Annotated in this window: 16 protein-coding genes and 1 tRNA gene; all 17 read right to left on the reverse strand. The window is 64.5% G+C overall.

All coding sequences use genetic code 11. From position 1 onward, the window contains the following. Positions 1–20: 20 nt before the first annotated feature. Positions 21–452 (reverse strand): tyrosine-type recombinase/integrase, encoded by a 432-nt coding sequence (locus F7P65_RS14365; protein ID WP_240334311.1) that lies wholly within the window; start codon positions 450–452, stop codon positions 21–23. Between the two features lie 170 nt (positions 453–622). Further along, positions 623–698: transfer RNA gene (locus F7P65_RS14370), tRNA-Phe, on the reverse strand. 50 nt (positions 699–748) lie between these two features. Then, on the reverse strand, positions 749–943 hold the full coding sequence (locus tag F7P65_RS14375) for a DNA gyrase inhibitor YacG (RefSeq protein ID WP_150292888.1): 195 nt from the start codon (positions 941–943) through the stop codon (positions 749–751). Then, on the reverse strand, positions 933–1,922 hold the full coding sequence (locus F7P65_RS14380; protein ID WP_150292890.1) for a ribonuclease: 990 nt from the start codon (positions 1,920–1,922) through the stop codon (positions 933–935). The genes F7P65_RS14375 and F7P65_RS14380 overlap by 11 nt, the downstream gene beginning before the upstream one ends. Before the next feature lie 63 nt (positions 1,923–1,985). Further along, positions 1,986–2,558, reverse strand: coding sequence for a Maf family protein (locus F7P65_RS14385; protein WP_150292892.1), 573 nt, complete (start codon positions 2,556–2,558; stop codon positions 1,986–1,988). A 12-nt stretch (positions 2,559–2,570) separates the two neighbouring features. Then, the gene (infA, locus tag F7P65_RS14390; protein ID WP_003049127.1) at positions 2,571–2,789 is read right to left on the reverse strand and encodes a translation initiation factor IF-1; all 219 of its coding nucleotides are present in this window, start codon (positions 2,787–2,789) and stop codon (positions 2,571–2,573) included. 59 nt (positions 2,790–2,848) lie between these two features. Continuing rightward, positions 2,849–4,138, reverse strand: coding sequence for an adenosylmethionine--8-amino-7-oxononanoate transaminase (locus F7P65_RS14395; RefSeq protein WP_150292894.1), 1,290 nt, complete (start codon positions 4,136–4,138; stop codon positions 2,849–2,851). A gap of 69 nt (positions 4,139–4,207) precedes the next feature. Beyond that, on the reverse strand, positions 4,208–4,630 hold the full coding sequence (locus F7P65_RS14400) for a DUF4168 domain-containing protein (protein ID WP_150292896.1): 423 nt from the start codon (positions 4,628–4,630) through the stop codon (positions 4,208–4,210). A 206-nt stretch (positions 4,631–4,836) separates the two neighbouring features. Beyond that, on the reverse strand, positions 4,837–6,864 hold the full coding sequence (locus F7P65_RS14405) for a M13 family metallopeptidase (RefSeq protein WP_150292898.1): 2,028 nt from the start codon (positions 6,862–6,864) through the stop codon (positions 4,837–4,839). 157 nt (positions 6,865–7,021) lie between these two features. Next, positions 7,022–7,636, reverse strand: a complete 615-nt coding sequence (bioD, locus tag F7P65_RS14410) for a dethiobiotin synthase (RefSeq protein ID WP_150292900.1) — start codon at positions 7,634–7,636, stop codon at positions 7,022–7,024. Beyond that, positions 7,633–8,757 (reverse strand): 8-amino-7-oxononanoate synthase, encoded by a 1,125-nt coding sequence (locus F7P65_RS14415; protein WP_150292902.1) that lies wholly within the window; start codon positions 8,755–8,757, stop codon positions 7,633–7,635. The genes bioD and F7P65_RS14415 overlap by 4 nt, the downstream gene beginning before the upstream one ends. 102 nt (positions 8,758–8,859) lie before the next feature. Continuing rightward, the gene (locus tag F7P65_RS14420) at positions 8,860–9,540 is read right to left on the reverse strand and encodes a DUF2490 domain-containing protein (protein ID WP_150292904.1); all 681 of its coding nucleotides are present in this window, start codon (positions 9,538–9,540) and stop codon (positions 8,860–8,862) included. 321 nt (positions 9,541–9,861) lie between these two features. After that, complete coding sequence (locus F7P65_RS14425) at positions 9,862–11,985, reverse strand: sodium-translocating pyrophosphatase (RefSeq protein ID WP_150292906.1); 2,124 nt, start codon at positions 11,983–11,985, stop codon at positions 9,862–9,864. A 227-nt stretch (positions 11,986–12,212) separates the two neighbouring features. Further along, positions 12,213–13,127, reverse strand: coding sequence for a thiamine-phosphate kinase (thiL, locus tag F7P65_RS14430; RefSeq protein ID WP_150292908.1), 915 nt, complete (start codon positions 13,125–13,127; stop codon positions 12,213–12,215). Positions 13,128–13,154: 27 nt separating this feature from the next. Further along, the gene (gene nusB, locus F7P65_RS14435) at positions 13,155–13,601 is read right to left on the reverse strand and encodes a transcription antitermination factor NusB (protein WP_150292911.1); all 447 of its coding nucleotides are present in this window, start codon (positions 13,599–13,601) and stop codon (positions 13,155–13,157) included. 87 nt (positions 13,602–13,688) lie between these two features. Beyond that, on the reverse strand, positions 13,689–14,978 hold the full coding sequence (hisD, locus tag F7P65_RS14440) for a histidinol dehydrogenase (protein WP_150292913.1): 1,290 nt from the start codon (positions 14,976–14,978) through the stop codon (positions 13,689–13,691). Further along, entirely contained in the window at positions 14,968–15,630 is a 663-nt protein-coding gene (hisG, locus tag F7P65_RS14445) for an ATP phosphoribosyltransferase (RefSeq protein ID WP_150292915.1), read from the reverse strand. The genes hisD and hisG overlap by 11 nt, the downstream gene beginning before the upstream one ends. Positions 15,631–15,649 lie beyond the last annotated feature (19 nt).

A 15,649-nucleotide genomic window follows, 5' to 3' on the forward strand; every position in this document is an offset into this window, starting at 1 on the left:
TCCGAATTTCCGGCACCACCTCAGTCTGCGATGGGTCGGGTGCCAATGAGTGGATAGGCGAGGTCGAGCAGCCACCGCATCTTTTGGAGCGTTTTGGGCGCACGCCCCTCGATCTCCAGGCGGGCAAGCCATTCATCAGCGATAGCCTTGAAGGTTTCTTCTGATTTGGCCTTTGCCTCGCGAACCTTGGCCTTCCGCACTTCAGCCGGGTCTTGCCCGTCCGCCAGCGCTTCTCGCGCCGCCGTTCTCTTCTCGCGAGCCTTAGCGAGAGACACTTCGGGGTAGCTGCCGAAGGAGAGCGTCTTCTGTTTTCCGAGGAAGCTATAGTTCATCCGCCAGAGGCGGCCGCCGTTCTCCTTGACCAGAAGATACAGGCCCAAGCCATCGGTCAGCTTGTAGGGCTTATCCTTTGATTTTGCTGCATTTATCGCCGTCACTGTGAGGGCCATCATGGTATCTCCGAAATGGCAAATTGCCGGATACCATGAAAATACCATGATCAGTGTGTGGCTGACAGTGCACCCCCGGGGACGTACGGGGACGATGGGCTATTCAAAAATCCAGGTTTTCCGCCATTTTCTAGACGGCGCTGGATGCTGCTGGATGAGGAAAAAAGAACAAATGGTGCCCGGGGACGGAGTCGAACCGCCGACACTGCGATTTTCAGTCGCATGCTCTACCAACTGAGCTACCCGGGCACGGGTACCGGCGAGGACCGCCGGCGCTTGGTGAGGCGTGCCTATAGGCATCAGTTCGGGGTGCTGTCTACCCCATCGTCGTCACTTTTTTTCATCTCGTCGGCAGCGGGCGCTCCGGGGACGCGATAACCCTCGCCCAGCCATTGCAAAAGGTCGCGGTCGCGGCACGCCTTTCCGCAGAACGGACGGGTGTCGGGATGCGAGGGCTGGCCACAGATCGGGCAGGAAGAGGCTTTAGGCGACATGGCCGGCCGATATGGCGAGGGCAGGGTCCGCCTTCAAGCCGATCGAGCCGCCCCGGCGGCGCGCGAGTTGTTCGATCCAGTCGGTCGCCTTGTGCAGACGGTCGATGATCGCGGGGGCGGCCGTGATCGTTGCCGGCCCGCCATTGCCGTGGCGCTCGGCGCGGCGCAGCAGTGCAAGCGCCGCCGTTTCCACCGGATCGGCGCGGAGCAGTTCCATGAGGTTCATGCGCTCGCGGCGGCGGATGATCTGGATAAAGCCGAAACCGTTCACCGCCGTGCGCTCGAAGGGGAGAGACAGATATTTGTCGATCTGGGCGGAGGCGACGGCGCGTTCATCCTTGTTGTTCATCGTCGGCAGGTCGATGCCGATGGAACCGGTCAGGCCCATGCGGCGGATTGCCTGCGCCGCCAGTTTCGCACCCTTGGGGCCGAGCTTGGCGGGCGGCATGGAACCGTCGACGTCGATCAGGATCATCGCGGGCGTGGGAAAGATGCGCAGGGCCGCTTCCTCCGTGCCGATGTCGCCGGACATCGCCTCTTCCATGAGTTCGCTCCAGCCATGGGCTTCCAGCCGGTCTTCCTCATGCGCCGGGCACGGCACGATGGGGATGCCGGTCGCGCGGATGCGCTGGAGCAGGCTGGGAGCAGAATGCGCTTTCGATCCGGGCTGGGCGATGCGCGCCTTGGCGAGCTTGGCGCGGCCTTCCTCCGGGATCGCTTCGCGCAGGATTTCGAGCAGGACCGTCGCGCCTTCCGCGATTTTCGGCGGGATGGGCTCGACCAGCACTTCCTCGCCGGAAATCAGACGGGCAATGCCGCGCTTCTTCGGAATGACGGTGTGGGTCAGCTTGCCCTGTATCACCGCGCCGGCGCGGGCGGTGTCGCCTTCACGCTCGATCTGCGCTTCGACCAGACGGCCCTTTTCGATCAGCGCCGCGCGGGCCTCGCCAATGCCTTCTTCATAAAGCCATTCGGCCATGGGTATATTCCTGTTGGTCGGGATTGCCGAGCCGGGAAATGTGCCATTTCCCGCGCAATCCCTCTAGTCCAGTGGATAGCCCGCTGCCTTGAGCAGCGCGCGGGTTTCGTAAAGGGGCAGGCCCATGATCGCGCTATGGCTGCCCTGAATGGCGCGGATCAGGCCCGCGGCGCGACCCTGGATCGCATAGCCGCCTGCCTTGCCGTGCCATTCCCCGGACGCGATATAGGCCTCGATCTCGGCACGGTCGAGGCGTTTGAAGGTCACGACGTTGGTCGAGAGGCGGTGGCGGGCCTTCCCCTCCGCATCGATCAGGGTGATGGCGCTGAGGACGCGGTGGCGGCGGCCGGAAAGAAGGTCGAGGCATAGGCGCGCTTCGGCTTCGCTTTCCGTCTTGGGAAGGATGCGGCGCCCGGCGGCCACCACCGTATCGCCGGAAAGGACCAGCGCGCCCGGATGGCGGGCAACCACCAACGCGCCCTTGTCGGCAGCGACGCGCGCAGCATAGGCGGCGGGCATTTCGCCCTTCAGGGGGGTTTCGTCAAGATCGGCCGGGTCCACCGCATCGGGGGACACGCCGATCTGGCCCAGAAGGTCACGCCGTCTGGGAGAAGCCGAAGCAAGGATAAGCCGCATGGGAAAAGCGGCTTATTTGAATCGGTAAGTGATCCGACCCTTGGTCAGGTCGTAGGGGGTCAGCTCGACCAGCACTTCGTCGCCCACCAGCACGCGGATGCGGTTCTTGCGCATCTTGCCAGCGGTGTGGCCGAGGATCTCATGATCATTTTCAAGCCGCACACGGAACATGGCGTTGGGGAGAAGCTCCACAACCTGTCCGCGCATTTCCAGTAGTTCTTCTTTTGCCATAATATCCTGGGAAGTCGAAAAATCGCGCCGCCATAGCGCCAAAATGTCGAAAAAGAAAGTCAGGCTGAAACACCGAATGCATCGCCGGCTTTCCGGAGCACCGCGAAGACGCGATCGAGTTGATCTGCGTCAAGGCAATAGGGTGGCATCAGATAGATGGTGTTGCCCAGCGGACGCAGCAAGAGGCCCTGTTCCCCGGCAAAGGCCCGCAGGCGCGGCGCGAGGTCGGAGAGGTAGCCCGCGTCCGGCGTCATCAGGTCGATGGCGATGACGGTGCCCAATTGGCGCGGATGGGCGAAGGCGGGATGTTCGGCCAATTTGTCGAGGCGCTGTTCCAGACCCCGTGCCAGAGTCGCGATGCGGCCCAGCACATCCTCCTCGCGCCAGATGGCGAGATTGGCGGCAGCGGCGGCGCAGGCGATGGCGTTCGCGGTGTAACTGCTCGAATGGTAGAAAAGGCGCGCCCGGTCGGTGGATTTATGCGCCTCGAAAATGCGCGACGTCGCGAGTGTCGCCGCAAGCGGGATCGCGCCGCCGGTGATACCCTTGGCCACCGCCATGATGTCCGGCACCACCCCCGCCTGCTCACAAGCGAACAGCGTGCCGGTGCGACCCCAGCCGGTCATCACCTCATCCGCGATGAACAGGACGTCGTGGCGCGCGCAGATCGCCGCCATCTCGCGCAGGACCCATGCGGGATAGATCAGCATCCCTCCCGCACCCAGGATCAGCGGTTCGACGATGAAGGCGGCGGGCTGTTGCGCGCAGGCGGCCTCCAGCGCGTCGAGCGTCGCCTGTTCCTGCCCCTCATGGGGGAAGGGGATCGTATCGACATCGAACAGCAGCGGGGTCCAGGCGGCGTTATAGACCCCGCGTTCGCCCACCGACATGGTACCGATGGTGTCGCCATGGTAGCCGTGCTGGAGGACGAGAATGCGATGGCGCGGCGCGGCCAAGCCGTCCAAAGCCAGATTATGCCAATAGCCGAGCGCCATTTTCAGCGCGACCTCGACCGCCGTGGAACCGCTGTCGGAGAAGAATATATGGGCGAGCGGGTCACGGTCTGCCGCCTTGGGAGCGAGGTCGATCAGGCCCCGCGCGACCTCTTCCGCCGGTTCATGGGTGTATCCCGCAAAGATGAGCTGGTCGAGCTTGCCCGCCTGTTCCGCAATGGCCGCCGCGATCCGGGGATGGCAATGCCCATGGGTCGTCACCCACCAGCTGGAAATGCCGTCGATCAGCGTGCCGCCATCGGCCAGATGCAGCAAAGCCCCCTCCGCCTTGACGACGTGGGGGATCGGCTCATTCAGACCGTGTTGGAAAAAGGGGTGCCAGACAGGGGAGGTCATAGCGGCTGCTTAAGCCCATGACCTCCCCCTCTGCAATGTCCGTCTTATCGCACGGCGCCGCGCGGGCTATTACTGTTGCGGTGCAGCCGGAGCCGCATCGGCGGCCGGCGCCGCTGGAGCCGCCGCAGCCGGAGCGGCCGCCTGGATTTTCTGCTGGAGCGCCGGATCAGCGGCTGCCGCCTGGCCGATCTGGTTGAATTTTTCCGGCGGCATGCCCGACGCCTGAAGCGCCGCCAGCATCTTGGGCTGCTTGTCGGCAGCCGCGATCGAGCTGTCCTGCTGAATCTTCGTCACTTCGACAGCGGCGGCGGCGAACTGCTTGATTTCAGCATCGGTGAAAGCGGTGGCGCCCGCAGCGGGGGCAGCCTGCGCCGGAGCGGCCTGAGCCGGGGCTGCGGGAGCGGCGGCGCCCTGCGCCAGAGCCGGCGCCGCAACGGCCAGTGCGATGGACGCGGCAGCGGATTTCAGAAGAATGTTGTTCAGACCCGTCAAAATACTTCTCCTCAACTTTACCCGACCAAGCTGTGGAAGAGCGGAAACGGTTTAAAGAGGCTTCCGGCAAAGCGTTGCATTTAAGAGACAGTCAACGAGGAAAATGCAATTGATCGCTGGAGTCGAACGATCCACCGCCGGCGCCCATCATTGCCTTACCGAAATGGAAAGGAGGCAGGATTCGCGAAACCCGCCTCCCTCCCCTATTACCAGATCTTCACGCGATCCTGCGGTGCGAGATAGATTTTCCCGCCCGGCTGCGGCTTGAAGGCTGAATACCATTGGTCGAAATTCCGCACGGTATCGGCGCGATATTGCGACGGCGAATGCGGGTCGGTGACGAGTCGCTGGCGCAGATTGGGCTCGCGATAATTGCGCCGCCACACCTGCGCCCAGCCCAGGAAGAAGCGTTCATCGCCGCTCGTGCCGTCGATCACCGGCGCAGGCTTGCCGCCCAGCGAGGCGTGATAGGCGTCCAGCGCCACCGCGACTCCGGCCAGATCGCCAATATTCTCGCCCAGCGTGAAGGCGCCCTTCACATGCGCGCCCGGGAAGGGTTCATAGGCGTCATATTGCTTGACGAGCTTGTCGGTCAGCGCCTTGAAATTGGCGACGTCCTGATCGCTCCACCATTGGTTGAGCTTGCCGGTCTCGTCATATTTCGCGCCCTGATCGTCGAAATGATGGCTGAGCTCATGGCCGATCACCGCGCCGATGCCGCCATAGTTCACCGCCGGGTCGGCATGCGGATCGAAGAAGGGCGGTTGCAGGATGGCGGCGGGGAAGACGATCTCCACCATGCCGAAATTGGCATAGGCGTTGATCTCCATCGGGGTCATGCCCCATTCCCAGCGATAGATGGGCTTGCCGAGCTTGCCCATCTGATAGTCGAATTCAAACTGGTTCGACCGCAACGCATTGCCGAACAGATCGTCCCGCTTCACCGTCAGGCCCGCATAATCGCGCCATTTGTCGGGATAGCCGATCTTGGGCGTGAAGGCGGCCAGCTTCTTGTGGGCACGGGCCTTGGCGGCGTCGCTCATCCAGCTGAGGCCGTCGATGCGGCGGCCCATGGCCGCGATCACATTCCTGACCAGCTGATCCATCGCCGCCTTGGTTTCGGGCGGGAAATATTGGGCGACATAGACCTTGCCGACTTCCTCGCCCATGGAGGCTTTGAGGAAATCCACCGCGCGTTTCCAACGGGCCTCGCGCTCGGGCGTGCCGGAGAGGGTGGTGCCGTAGAAAGCGAAATCGGCGTTGGCGATATTGTCGGGCAACTGATCGGCAAAGCTGTGCAGCGTGCGCAGCAGCAGCGCGTCCTTCAGCACGCCGATCGGCGCCTTGGCAATCAGCGCGGCTTCGCCGGTGACGGCGCTGGGTTGCGACACCAACAGGTCTTTGGGGCCAAGCTTGTTGGCCGCGAAATAGGCGGTGAAGTCGAAGCCCGGCGCCGCCTTCTGCAAGTCCGCCAGCGTCATCTTGTTATAGGTCTTGTCGGCGTCGCGGCTGTCGACCTGGGTCCAGTGGACTTTGGCGATGTCCGTTTCAAAGGCCATCAGCGCGGCGGCGCGGGCCTTGGCGTCGGCTTCCCCGGCGAGGGTCAGCATCTGTTCGAGATGCGCGACATAGGCGGTGCGGATCGCCGCCATCTTCGCATCGGGTTCCAGATAGAAATCGCGGTCTGGCAGGCCCAACCCATCCTGATGCAGCACGAGGATGTAGGTTTCGGGGTCCTTGTCGTCCTGATTGACATAGAAGCCGAAGGGCCCGTCAATGCCGGCGCGGGCAGCCTCGGCAGCGAGCGTCGCATAGCCCGCCCTGTCCTTGATACCCTTGATCTTCGCGATCCACGGCCTGGCGGGGGTCAGGCCCTTTTTCTCGACGGTGGCGGCGTCGAGATAGCTGGCATAGGCATTGCCGATCTTGCTGTTGGGATCGTTCCGCGCTGCGTCGAGAATGCCCCTGGTCCGTTCCCGCGACAGGTCGTCCAGCGTGTTGAACGCGCCATAGTTGGACTTGTCCGCCGGAATCGGCGTGTTCTTCGCCCATGTGCCATTGGCGTAATCGTAGAAATCGTCGCCGGGCTTCACCGACCTGTCCATGCCGGCCGTATCGAAACCATAGCTGCCGTAGGTCGGTTTTGCCGCGCTCTGTTGCGCAGGATCGGTCTGCGCGACGGACGCGCCAGCAGCCAGCGCAACCGCCGCTGCGCCGAGGAGGAGATATTTCATCAAAGCTTTCCCTTGCTTCATTTGGTCAGGGCACGCGGACGCGCCCATGATGGCCGGGAGTTGAGCGCCTCAAGGCGGCGATGTCCATGTCGTTGGTCGAAAAATCTCAGGCGCTTGCGGCTTGGGCAAAAGAGCAGCTGCGCTCCTGCGCAATGCCTCAGGGCAGGCGGATGGCCGACGCGAACGCTGTCCGGAGCGCGCTCGCATCCAGCGGATCGAGATGCGGCAAACGGCCAAGGCACGGCACCTTGCCCAGCGCCGGAATGATCCGTTCATTCTCCGCATGCGGATCGCCGATGAACACGATCCCCGCAATCGCTATCGCCCGCGCCCGCAAGGCCTCGATGCTGAGCAGGCTGTGGTTGATCGTGCCCAGCCCGGTCCGGGCACAGAGGATGACCGGCGCACCCCAATGCGCGAACAGGTCGATCATCAACACCGTCTCGCTGACCGGCACCATCAGTCCGCCCGCGCCCTCCACCACCAGCGGGCCGTCGACCTTCGGCAAGGCCAGAGCGTCGAGGCCGATCTCCACCCCGTCGATCCGCGCCGCCAGATGGGGCGATGCGGGGGTGGTCAGGCGGTAGGCTTCGGGCAGGATGCGCGACGGCGGAAGCCCGGACAGCGCGGCCACCCGTTCCTTGTCGCCTTCGGGGTCGATGCCCGCCTGAACCGGCTTCCAATAATGCGCGCCCAGCGCTCCCGCGAGGCCCGCCGCGAACACCGTCTTGCCGATATCGGTATCGGTGCCGGTGACGACCAAGACGCTCATGCCGCCACCCGCAGCAAGGCCTCACCCAGCGCGGCGATGTCGGCGCGCCCGACATTCAGGGTCAGCGAAATGCGCAGGCGGCTGGTGCCGGGCGGCACGGTCGGCGGGCGGATGCCTCGCACGTCGAATCCAGCCTCCTGCAAGGCGGCGGCGGCAGCCATGGCGCGGCGGTCCTCCCCCAAAATGACCGGGATGATCTGGCTGCGCGGCGCGGGCAGGCCAAGCGGGGCGCAGATCACTTCGCTGGCGTCGACCTGCAACGTCTTCAATCGGTCGCGCAGGTCGCCCGCCTGTTCGATCCGGTCGAGCGCCGCCGACACCGCCACCGCCATCAGCGGCGAGGGCGCGGTCGAGAAGATAAAGGCCCGCGCCCGGTTGATGAGATAGTCGATCAGGATGCGCGGCCCGCAGATCAGCGCGCCCTCCACCCCCATCGCCTTGCCGCAAGTGTGCAGCGTCACGACATTGTGCAGGCCGTCCAGCCCTGCGGACAGGCCGCGTCCCGACGGACCGAAAACCCCTGTCCCATGCGCTTCGTCGAGGATCAGCATGGCGTCATGCTTCGCCGCCAGCATCGCCAGATCATGCAACGGCGCCATGTCGCCATCCATGGAATAGAGCGTCTCGACCGCGATCCACACGCGGCCCTTGCCGCCTTCCTGCCGCCACGCGACGATCAGGTCGGCAAAGCTCTGCACCTCATTATGGCGGGCGAACACCGTCACCGCCTTCGACATGCGGATGCCGTCATGGACGCTGGCGTGGATCAGCTCGTCCGCGACGATCAGGTCGCCGCGCTGCGGCAGGGTGGAGAACAGCGCCAGATTGGCGGCAAAACCGTTCGCCATGAACAGCGCGGCCTGGGTGCGGAAGAAGGCGGCGGCCTTGGCCTCCAGCCCCTCATGTTCGGGCGCGTTGCCGCGCAGCAGGCGCGATCCGCCCGACCCCACCGGCACGCCCCGCGCCACGGCGTCGGCCACCGCCTGGCCGATGATCGGATCGCCGGCGAGACCGAGATAGTCGTTGGAGGCGAAGTCCCGCCCGGAACGGGGAATCAGACGGCGCAACCGGCCGCGCTTCTCCAGCGCCGCGAGCTGCGAACGGAAAGGTTCGCTGGTCATGGCGAGCCTATAGGCCTTCGCGCCATGACCGGGCAAGCGCACCCCCTCTTTATTGCCGGGCCGCTCATTCCTTCCCCGGACAGGGCCCGAAGGATGGGGCCTTTAGAAAGAGAAGCTCAACGAGAAGGAGGCGACATTGTCGTTGCTGTCGTCGGCATCGGGACGGAAACCATGCTGGTGCAGATAGCCGATTTCCGCATTCACATTCCTGGCGACCGGCGTGGTGATGGCGATCAGGTTGCGCATCCGTTCCTCACCCTCGACGCGCTGAAAGCTGGTGGTGTTGAGATCGATGAAGCTCTCATGGCTCAGCACCAGCGCGGTCTTGCCGCCTTCCCTGAACGGCAGCACATATTTGACATAGGGGCGAAACCGCCAGGCCGTGCCGTCGATCCCCTCGCGCCAGCGCTCCTCCAGACGCAGACGGGCGCTGAGCTGGCCGGGGCCGATCTTCACGATATTGTCGAACGTCACCTGCTGGCGACCGCGATGCTCCATCACCGAAAAATCGCCGCCATTATATTGCGGGTCATGGGTGTAGCCCGCCCAGATCGTCACCCGCTTGTTCAGCTTGTAGCCGATCAGCGAGTTCATCTCGACTTCGTACAGCCCATCGCGGTCATTGCTGAACCGACCGACAACCTCCTGTGAAAAGCGCCAGCGATCGCTGAGCTTCACCGTCGCGCTGGCGGTGGTCCAGATTTGTCCGTCCTCGCTGGCATGGGCCATGACAGGCAGGCTCAAGGCGATACAAGCGGTGGTTAGTTTCAGGCGCAACGACATTCGATTCCCCAACGGTCCGGTAACGGGGGCCGTCTATGACCGTTTCGCGTCTTTAATGTTGCGGTTCTGTTTCACTTTAGTGACAGCCGCCTCGTCCGGCCCGAAAATTCCGGACGGGATGATGTCATCAGGCCAGTGGAAGGCTTCTTGCCCACCGGCCGTTCGACGACTCCAACCGGGCAGCTTCAGGAAATCGGGCTCGGGTCGATGTCGGAAATCGTACGGTGAAATGGATGGGAAACGGCCGCAAAAGCGGACAAAAATAACCCCGCCCATATCTGGGCGGGGTTATTTTTTGTCTTTCCCTTTTCAATCGATGAATTACGCGCCGTGCGCGAGCGCCGCCAGCAGCAGCAGGGCGACGATATTCGTGATCTTGATCATCGGATTGACGGCCGGACCGGCGGTGTCCTTATAGGGATCGCCGACCGTATCGCCCGTCACCGCGGCCTTGTGGGCTTCGCTGCCCTTGCCGCCATGATGGCCATCCTCGATGAACTTCTTGGCATTGTCCCAGGCGCCGCCGCCCGAGGTCATGGAGAGCGCCACGAACAGGCCCGAAACGATCACGCCCAGCAACAGCGCGCCCAGGGCCGCAAAGCCATTGGGCGTGCCCGCCACCGCCGAAATCGCGAAATAGACGACGATCGGCGCCAGCACCGGAAGCAGGCTGGGCAGGATCATCTCCTTGATCGCGGCGCGGGTGACGAGATCCACGGTCCGGGCATAGTTGGGCCGCGACGTACCCTCCATAATGCCCTTGTTGGTGGCGAACTGGTCGCGCACGTCCTTGACCACGTCACCGGCCGCGCGGCCCACGGCGGTCATGCCCATCGCGCCGAAGAGATAGGGCAGCAATGCGCCCAGCAACAGCCCGACAATGACATAGGGGTTGGAGAGGCTGAAATCGACCGGCTCGGTGAGGCCCAACGCCGAGTTGTAGAATTTCAGATCCTCCGTATAGGCGCCGAACAGCACCAGCGCGGCGAGGCCCGCCGATCCGATGGCATAGCCCTTGGTCACGGCCTTGGTGGTGTTGCCCACCGCGTCGAGCGCGTCGGTCTTGACCCGGACGCTGTCTTCAAGCTGCGACATTTCCGCGATGCCGCCCGCATTGTCGGTGACGGGGCCGTAGGCGTCCAGCGCCACGACCATCCCGGCAAGCGCCAGCATGGCCGTCGCGGCGAAGGCGATGCCGATCAGGCCCGCCAGTTGATAGGCGACGATGATGCCGACCACGATCACCAGGGTCGGCAGCGCCGTGGCCTCCAGGCTCACCGCAAGGCCCTGAATGACGTTCGTGCCATGGCCGGTTTCCGATGCACGGGCGATGCTGCGCACGGGGCGATAATTGGTGCCGGTATAATATTCCGTGATCCAGACGATCAGGCCCGTGACCGCCAATCCGACCATCATCGACCAGAACAGCGCCATGCCGGTATAGCCGCCGCTGCCGTCAAGGTCTGTGCCGAAGCGGGCATTAAGATCGCCCAAGGTGAAATGCGCCGCCGCATAGAGCGCCGGGATCGACAGGATCGCCGTCGTCCAGAAGCCCTTGTAGAGCGCGCCCATGATCGACTGGCTCGCCCCCAGCCGCACCATATAGGTGCCGATGATCGAGGTGATGATGCACACGCCGCCGACGATCAGCGGCAGCGACATGAGCTGCATCAGAAAGGCGTTGTCCACACCCTTCACCAGCAGGGCGGTCAGCACCATGGTCGCGCCGACCGTCACCACATAGGTTTCGAACAGGTCCGCCGCCATGCCCGCGCAGTCGCCGACATTGTCGCCCACATTGTCGGCGATCACGGCGGGATTGCGTGGGTCATCCTCCGGAATGCCCGCCTCGACCTTGCCGACAAGGTCCGCGCCGACGTCCGCCGCCTTGGTGAAGATGCCGCCGCCCAGACGCGCGAAGATGGAGATAAGGCTGGCGCCAAAGGCCAGAGCCACCAGAGAGTCGATCACCAGCCGGTCATCGGGCGCATGCCCCGCAGGCCCGGTCAGATACCAGAAGAAGACGCTGATCGCGAGCAGCGCCAGCCCTGCCACCAGCATGCCGGTGATGGCACCCGCCCGGAACGCCACGGTCAGGCCGCTTTGCAGCGTGTCGCGAGCGGCTTCGGCGGTGCGGACATTGGCGCGCACCGAGATGTTCATGCCGATGAAGCCCGCCGCGCCGGAGAGCAGCGCCCCGATCAGGAAGCCGATGGCCGACGTCGCGCCAAGGAAGAAGAAGACCAGCGCCGCGACGACGACGCCGACCATGCCGATGGTCATATATTGCCGGCTGAGATAGGCCTTCGCCCCTTCCTGAATCGCGCCTGCAATCTGTTGCATGGTATCATTGCCGGCGGAGGCCGCCAGCACCTGTCGACTGGTGAACAGGCCGTAGAACACGGCCAACAGGCCGCACCCTATGGCAATCGAGACAATCTGCATGGATGTTCCTCTCCCCCTGTTATGCCTGTCATCGGCCGCTCCGCAGGGAATGACGGGCGGACGAAAGGCGCAGAGACGGGCGGCCGGAATTCACGCATCCGGCATCAGGCACCGCATCAATCAGCATCAGGCTCACGCACATCATGCGGTCCTACCGGGCTGAGAAAGGTCGGGGGTGAAGCTACAGGGCGGACGGCTCGCGTCAACCCGTTACGAATCAGAGCGATTCAGCCATGTTGCCAGCCCAGCCGGTCTGGCAGGGGGAAGACGACCCCGTCGATCATCAGCGTCAGGCCCGATCCTGCGGAAAAATGCCCGACCGGGATCGCCCGCACCGGTGGCTTGATCGCGGCCGGGAGCACAAACAGCAATTCATAGTCGTCCCCGGCCCGCGCCGCCGCGATCTGCACGGCACTGCTGGCGCCGCGCGTTGCCTCCAGGGCGGGGGACAGCGGGATATGATCGATGGTGACGGCAAGGCCGCTCGCCTCCGCCATGCGGGCCGCGTCGATCAGCAACCCGTCCGATACATCCATCATCGCATGAACATGGCGGGCAAGCAGGGCCCCTTCGGCGAGGCGGGGGCGCGGTCGGCGATAGGCGTCGACCAGAGGACCCGACGCGCCGGGCATGGATTGCAGCAGGTCAAGGCCCACGCCCGCATCCCCCACCGGGCCAGTCAGATACAGCCGGTCGCCCGCCTGCGCGCCGCCGCGCACCGGCACCGGCCCGGTCGCTTCGCCCAGAGCGGTGAGGCTGTAGCTGCGGGGTGCGCCCTTCGGCATCTTGACCGTATCGCCGCCCAGCAGCGGCATGGCATGGCGGGCCAGCGCCTCGCCCAATCCCTCCAGAAAGGCCGCGTCCCACGCATCGTCGCCCGACAGCGCATAGTTGAGCAGGCAGCCGACCGGCTTGGCACCCTTGGCGGCAAGGTCGGACAGATTCACCGCCGCCAGCTTCCAGCCGATGTCGGCGGGCGGGTCGGTGGCGAGATAATGCACCCCCTCCACCATCGTATCGCTGGTCAGGATCAGCCGCGCATCGCCGATCTCCAGCACCGCCACATCGTCCTGCAAGCCCTGCGCGGCCGGGTCGTTCGCGAGCAGGCGCAGCAGGGTCAGAAAGCGGGATTCAGCGGACATGGCTTCCCCCCGCTTGGCCCAAGGCCGTTATTTCCGCACGTCCTTCGCGACAGCATCGAGCAGGCCGTTCACGAAGCCCGCCTCGCGCTTGTCGTAGAAGGCGTGGGCGACATCGACATATTCGCTGATGACCGTGCCGGTCGCCACATCCTTGCGGGCGAGCAACTCATAGGCCCCCGCGCGCAGGATTTGCCGCATCGGCTTGTCGAGCCGCTCGAGACTCCAGCCCTTGGACAGACGCGCCACGATCAGCCCGTCGATTTCCTCGCGGCGGCGGTCCACGCCCTGCACCACATCATCGAAGAAGCTCTCTTCCGCCTGTGCATAGGTCACATCCTCGATGGTCGCGCCCAGGCGGTGCTGGTGGAACTCATGCAGCAGCACATGAAGCGGCGTACCCTCCATTTCGAGCTGGTAGAGCGCCTGAACCGCGGCAAGACGCGCGGCGGAGCGGGATTTCGAGCGATCGTTCATCAACAGGTCCATAGCCGTTCGAACCGGAAAAGTCGAAACCGGTCCGAGGGGAGAAAAATGACCCCGCATGACGCGCGGGGCAACGGATTATTTAAGCCGCGCCGCCACCGAGGCCGCATGCGCCGGAAGCCCCTCCGCCTCCGCCAGCGCGACGGCGGCGGGACCGATGGCATCGATGCTGCGCTGGTCGAGGCTGAGGAAGCTGGTGCGCTTCATGAAGTCGAGCACCGAGAGTCCCGAGGAAAAGCGCGCACGCCGCCCGGTCGGCAGCACATGGTTGGGACCGGCGACATAATCGCCCACCGCCTCGGGCGTCATCCGGCCAAGAAAGACCGACCCGGCATGGCGCACCTGCCGGAACAGCGCGTCGGGATCATCCACAGCGAGTTCCAGATGCTCGGCGGCCAGACGGTTGACCAGCGGCATGGCTTCTTCGAGATCGCGCACGACGATGATCGCGCCATTGGCGTTCCAACTCGTGGTCGCCACCGCCTGCGTCGACAGCAACGGCAGACGCTTGTCCACCGCCGCTGCTACCGCATCGGCAAAGGCTGCGTCGTCGGTGAACAGGATCGACTGGCTGGTCGGATCATGCTCCGACTGGCTGAGCAGATCGGCGGCGATCCAGTCGGGATTATTCTTCCCATCGGCTACCACGGCAATCTCCGACGGCCCGGCCACCATGTCGATGCCGACCACGCCATAAAGCTGGCGTTTGGCCTCGGCTACCCAGGCATTGCCGGGACCGGTGATGACGTCGACCGGCTTGATCCGGTCCGTGCCGTAAGCAAGCGCCGCGACCGCCTGCGCCCCGCCGACGCGCCAGATTTCCTCGATCCCGGCGATGGAAGCGGCCGCCAGCACCAGCGGGTTGATCTCGCCATTGGGGGTCGGCGTGACCATGGCGATGCGATCGACGCCCGCGACCTTGGCCGGGATGACATTCATCAGCAGCGAACTGGGATAGGCGGCGCGCCCGCCGGGGACATACAGCCCCGCCGCATCCACCGCGCTCCACCGCGCCCCGAGACGGACACCCGCCGCATCGACGCTGTCGCTGTCCTGCGGCTTCTGCTTTTCATGATAGGCGGTGATGCGCGCCGCCGCGAGTTCCAGCGCATCGCGCAATTCGGTCGAAAGCCCGTCCAGCGCCTTGCGGCATTCGGAAGGCTCCACCGCCCAACCGCTGATGTTCAGGTCATGCCGGTCGAAGCGGCTGGTATAGTCGGCCAGCGCCGCATCGCGCTCGGCCCGGACGCGCTTCAGGATCGCGGTGACATCGCGCGAGACATCCTCGTCCGCCTCGCGCCGGGCATCGACCAGCGCGGTGAAGGCAGCGGCGAAATCCGCGCTCGCGCTATCGAGCCTAAGCGACATCCTTCACCCCCACGGCCTTGCGGAAGGCTTCGACCAGCGGCGTCAATTCCGCCGAACGCATCTTGAATGCAGCACGATTGACGATCAGCCGCGCCGACACCGGCATGATGACATTGGTCTCGACCAGGCCATTGGCCTTCAGCGTCGCGCCTGAGGACACAAGGTCCACGATCCGCCGCGACAACCCCAGCGAAGGCGCCAGTTCCATCGCGCCGTTCAGCTTCACGCACTCCGCCTGAATCCCGCGCGCCTCATAATATTTGCGCGTGAGGTAAGGATATTTGGTGGCAACGCGGACATGGCTCAGCGCCGCTTCATCCTCATCGGCGAGACCGACAGGCTCCGCGACCGACAGGCGGCAATGGCCCATGTCGAGGTCGACCGGCGCGTAAATCTCCGAATAATCGAACTCTTCCAGCACGTCCGATCCGACGATGCCGATCTGCGCCGCGCCATGCGCCACGAAGGTCGCGACGTCGAACGCCCGCACCCGGATGATCGACACATCGGGCCGGTTGGTGGCGAAGCGGAGCGCGCGGCTCTTCTTGTCATGGAACTCCGCCTCCGGTTCGATACCGGCTTTGGCGAGCAAGGGCAGCGCTTCATCGAGGATGCGCCCCTTGGGGATGGCAAAGGTGAGCGGACGAGTCATGACCCGCGCGCCTTACTTG

The organism is Sphingobium estronivorans, assembly GCF_008692605.1.
GTDB lineage: Bacteria > Pseudomonadota > Alphaproteobacteria > Sphingomonadales > Sphingomonadaceae > Sphingobium > Sphingobium estronivorans.

Bases quoted from the DNA above. Each gene is read 5' to 3' on its own strand.
- F7P65_RS14380 (WP_150292890.1), bottom strand. From the start codon at position 1,922: ATGGCCGAATGGCTTTATGAAGAAGGCATTGGCGAGGCCCGCGCGGCG.
- F7P65_RS14375 (WP_150292888.1), bottom strand. From the start codon at position 943: ATGTCGCCTAAAGCCTCTTCCTGCCCGATCTGTGGCCAGCCCTCGCAT.
- nusB (WP_150292911.1), bottom strand. From the start codon at position 13,601: ATGAACGATCGCTCGAAATCCCGCTCCGCCGCGCGTCTTGCCGCGGTT.
- F7P65_RS14405 (WP_150292898.1), bottom strand. From the start codon at position 6,864: ATGAAATATCTCCTCCTCGGCGCAGCGGCGGTTGCGCTGGCTGCTGGC.
- hisD (WP_150292913.1), bottom strand. From the start codon at position 14,978: ATGTCGCTTAGGCTCGATAGCGCGAGCGCGGATTTCGCCGCTGCCTTC.
- F7P65_RS14395 (WP_150292894.1), bottom strand. From the start codon at position 4,138: ATGACCTCCCCTGTCTGGCACCCCTTTTTCCAACACGGTCTGAATGAG.
- F7P65_RS14415 (WP_150292902.1), bottom strand. From the start codon at position 8,757: ATGACCAGCGAACCTTTCCGTTCGCAGCTCGCGGCGCTGGAGAAGCGC.
- F7P65_RS14385 (WP_150292892.1), bottom strand. From the start codon at position 2,558: ATGCGGCTTATCCTTGCTTCGGCTTCTCCCAGACGGCGTGACCTTCTG.
- thiL (WP_150292908.1), bottom strand. From the start codon at position 13,127: ATGTCCGCTGAATCCCGCTTTCTGACCCTGCTGCGCCTGCTCGCGAAC.
- bioD (WP_150292900.1), bottom strand. From the start codon at position 7,636: ATGAGCGTCTTGGTCGTCACCGGCACCGATACCGATATCGGCAAGACG.
- hisG (WP_150292915.1), bottom strand. From the start codon at position 15,630: ATGACTCGTCCGCTCACCTTTGCCATCCCCAAGGGGCGCATCCTCGAT.
- F7P65_RS14425 (WP_150292906.1), bottom strand. From the start codon at position 11,985: ATGCAGATTGTCTCGATTGCCATAGGGTGCGGCCTGTTGGCCGTGTTC.
- F7P65_RS14365 (WP_240334311.1), bottom strand. From the start codon at position 452: ATGATGGCCCTCACAGTGACGGCGATAAATGCAGCAAAATCAAAGGAT.
- infA (WP_003049127.1), bottom strand. From the start codon at position 2,789: ATGGCAAAAGAAGAACTACTGGAAATGCGCGGACAGGTTGTGGAGCTT.
- F7P65_RS14420 (WP_150292904.1), bottom strand. From the start codon at position 9,540: ATGTCGTTGCGCCTGAAACTAACCACCGCTTGTATCGCCTTGAGCCTG.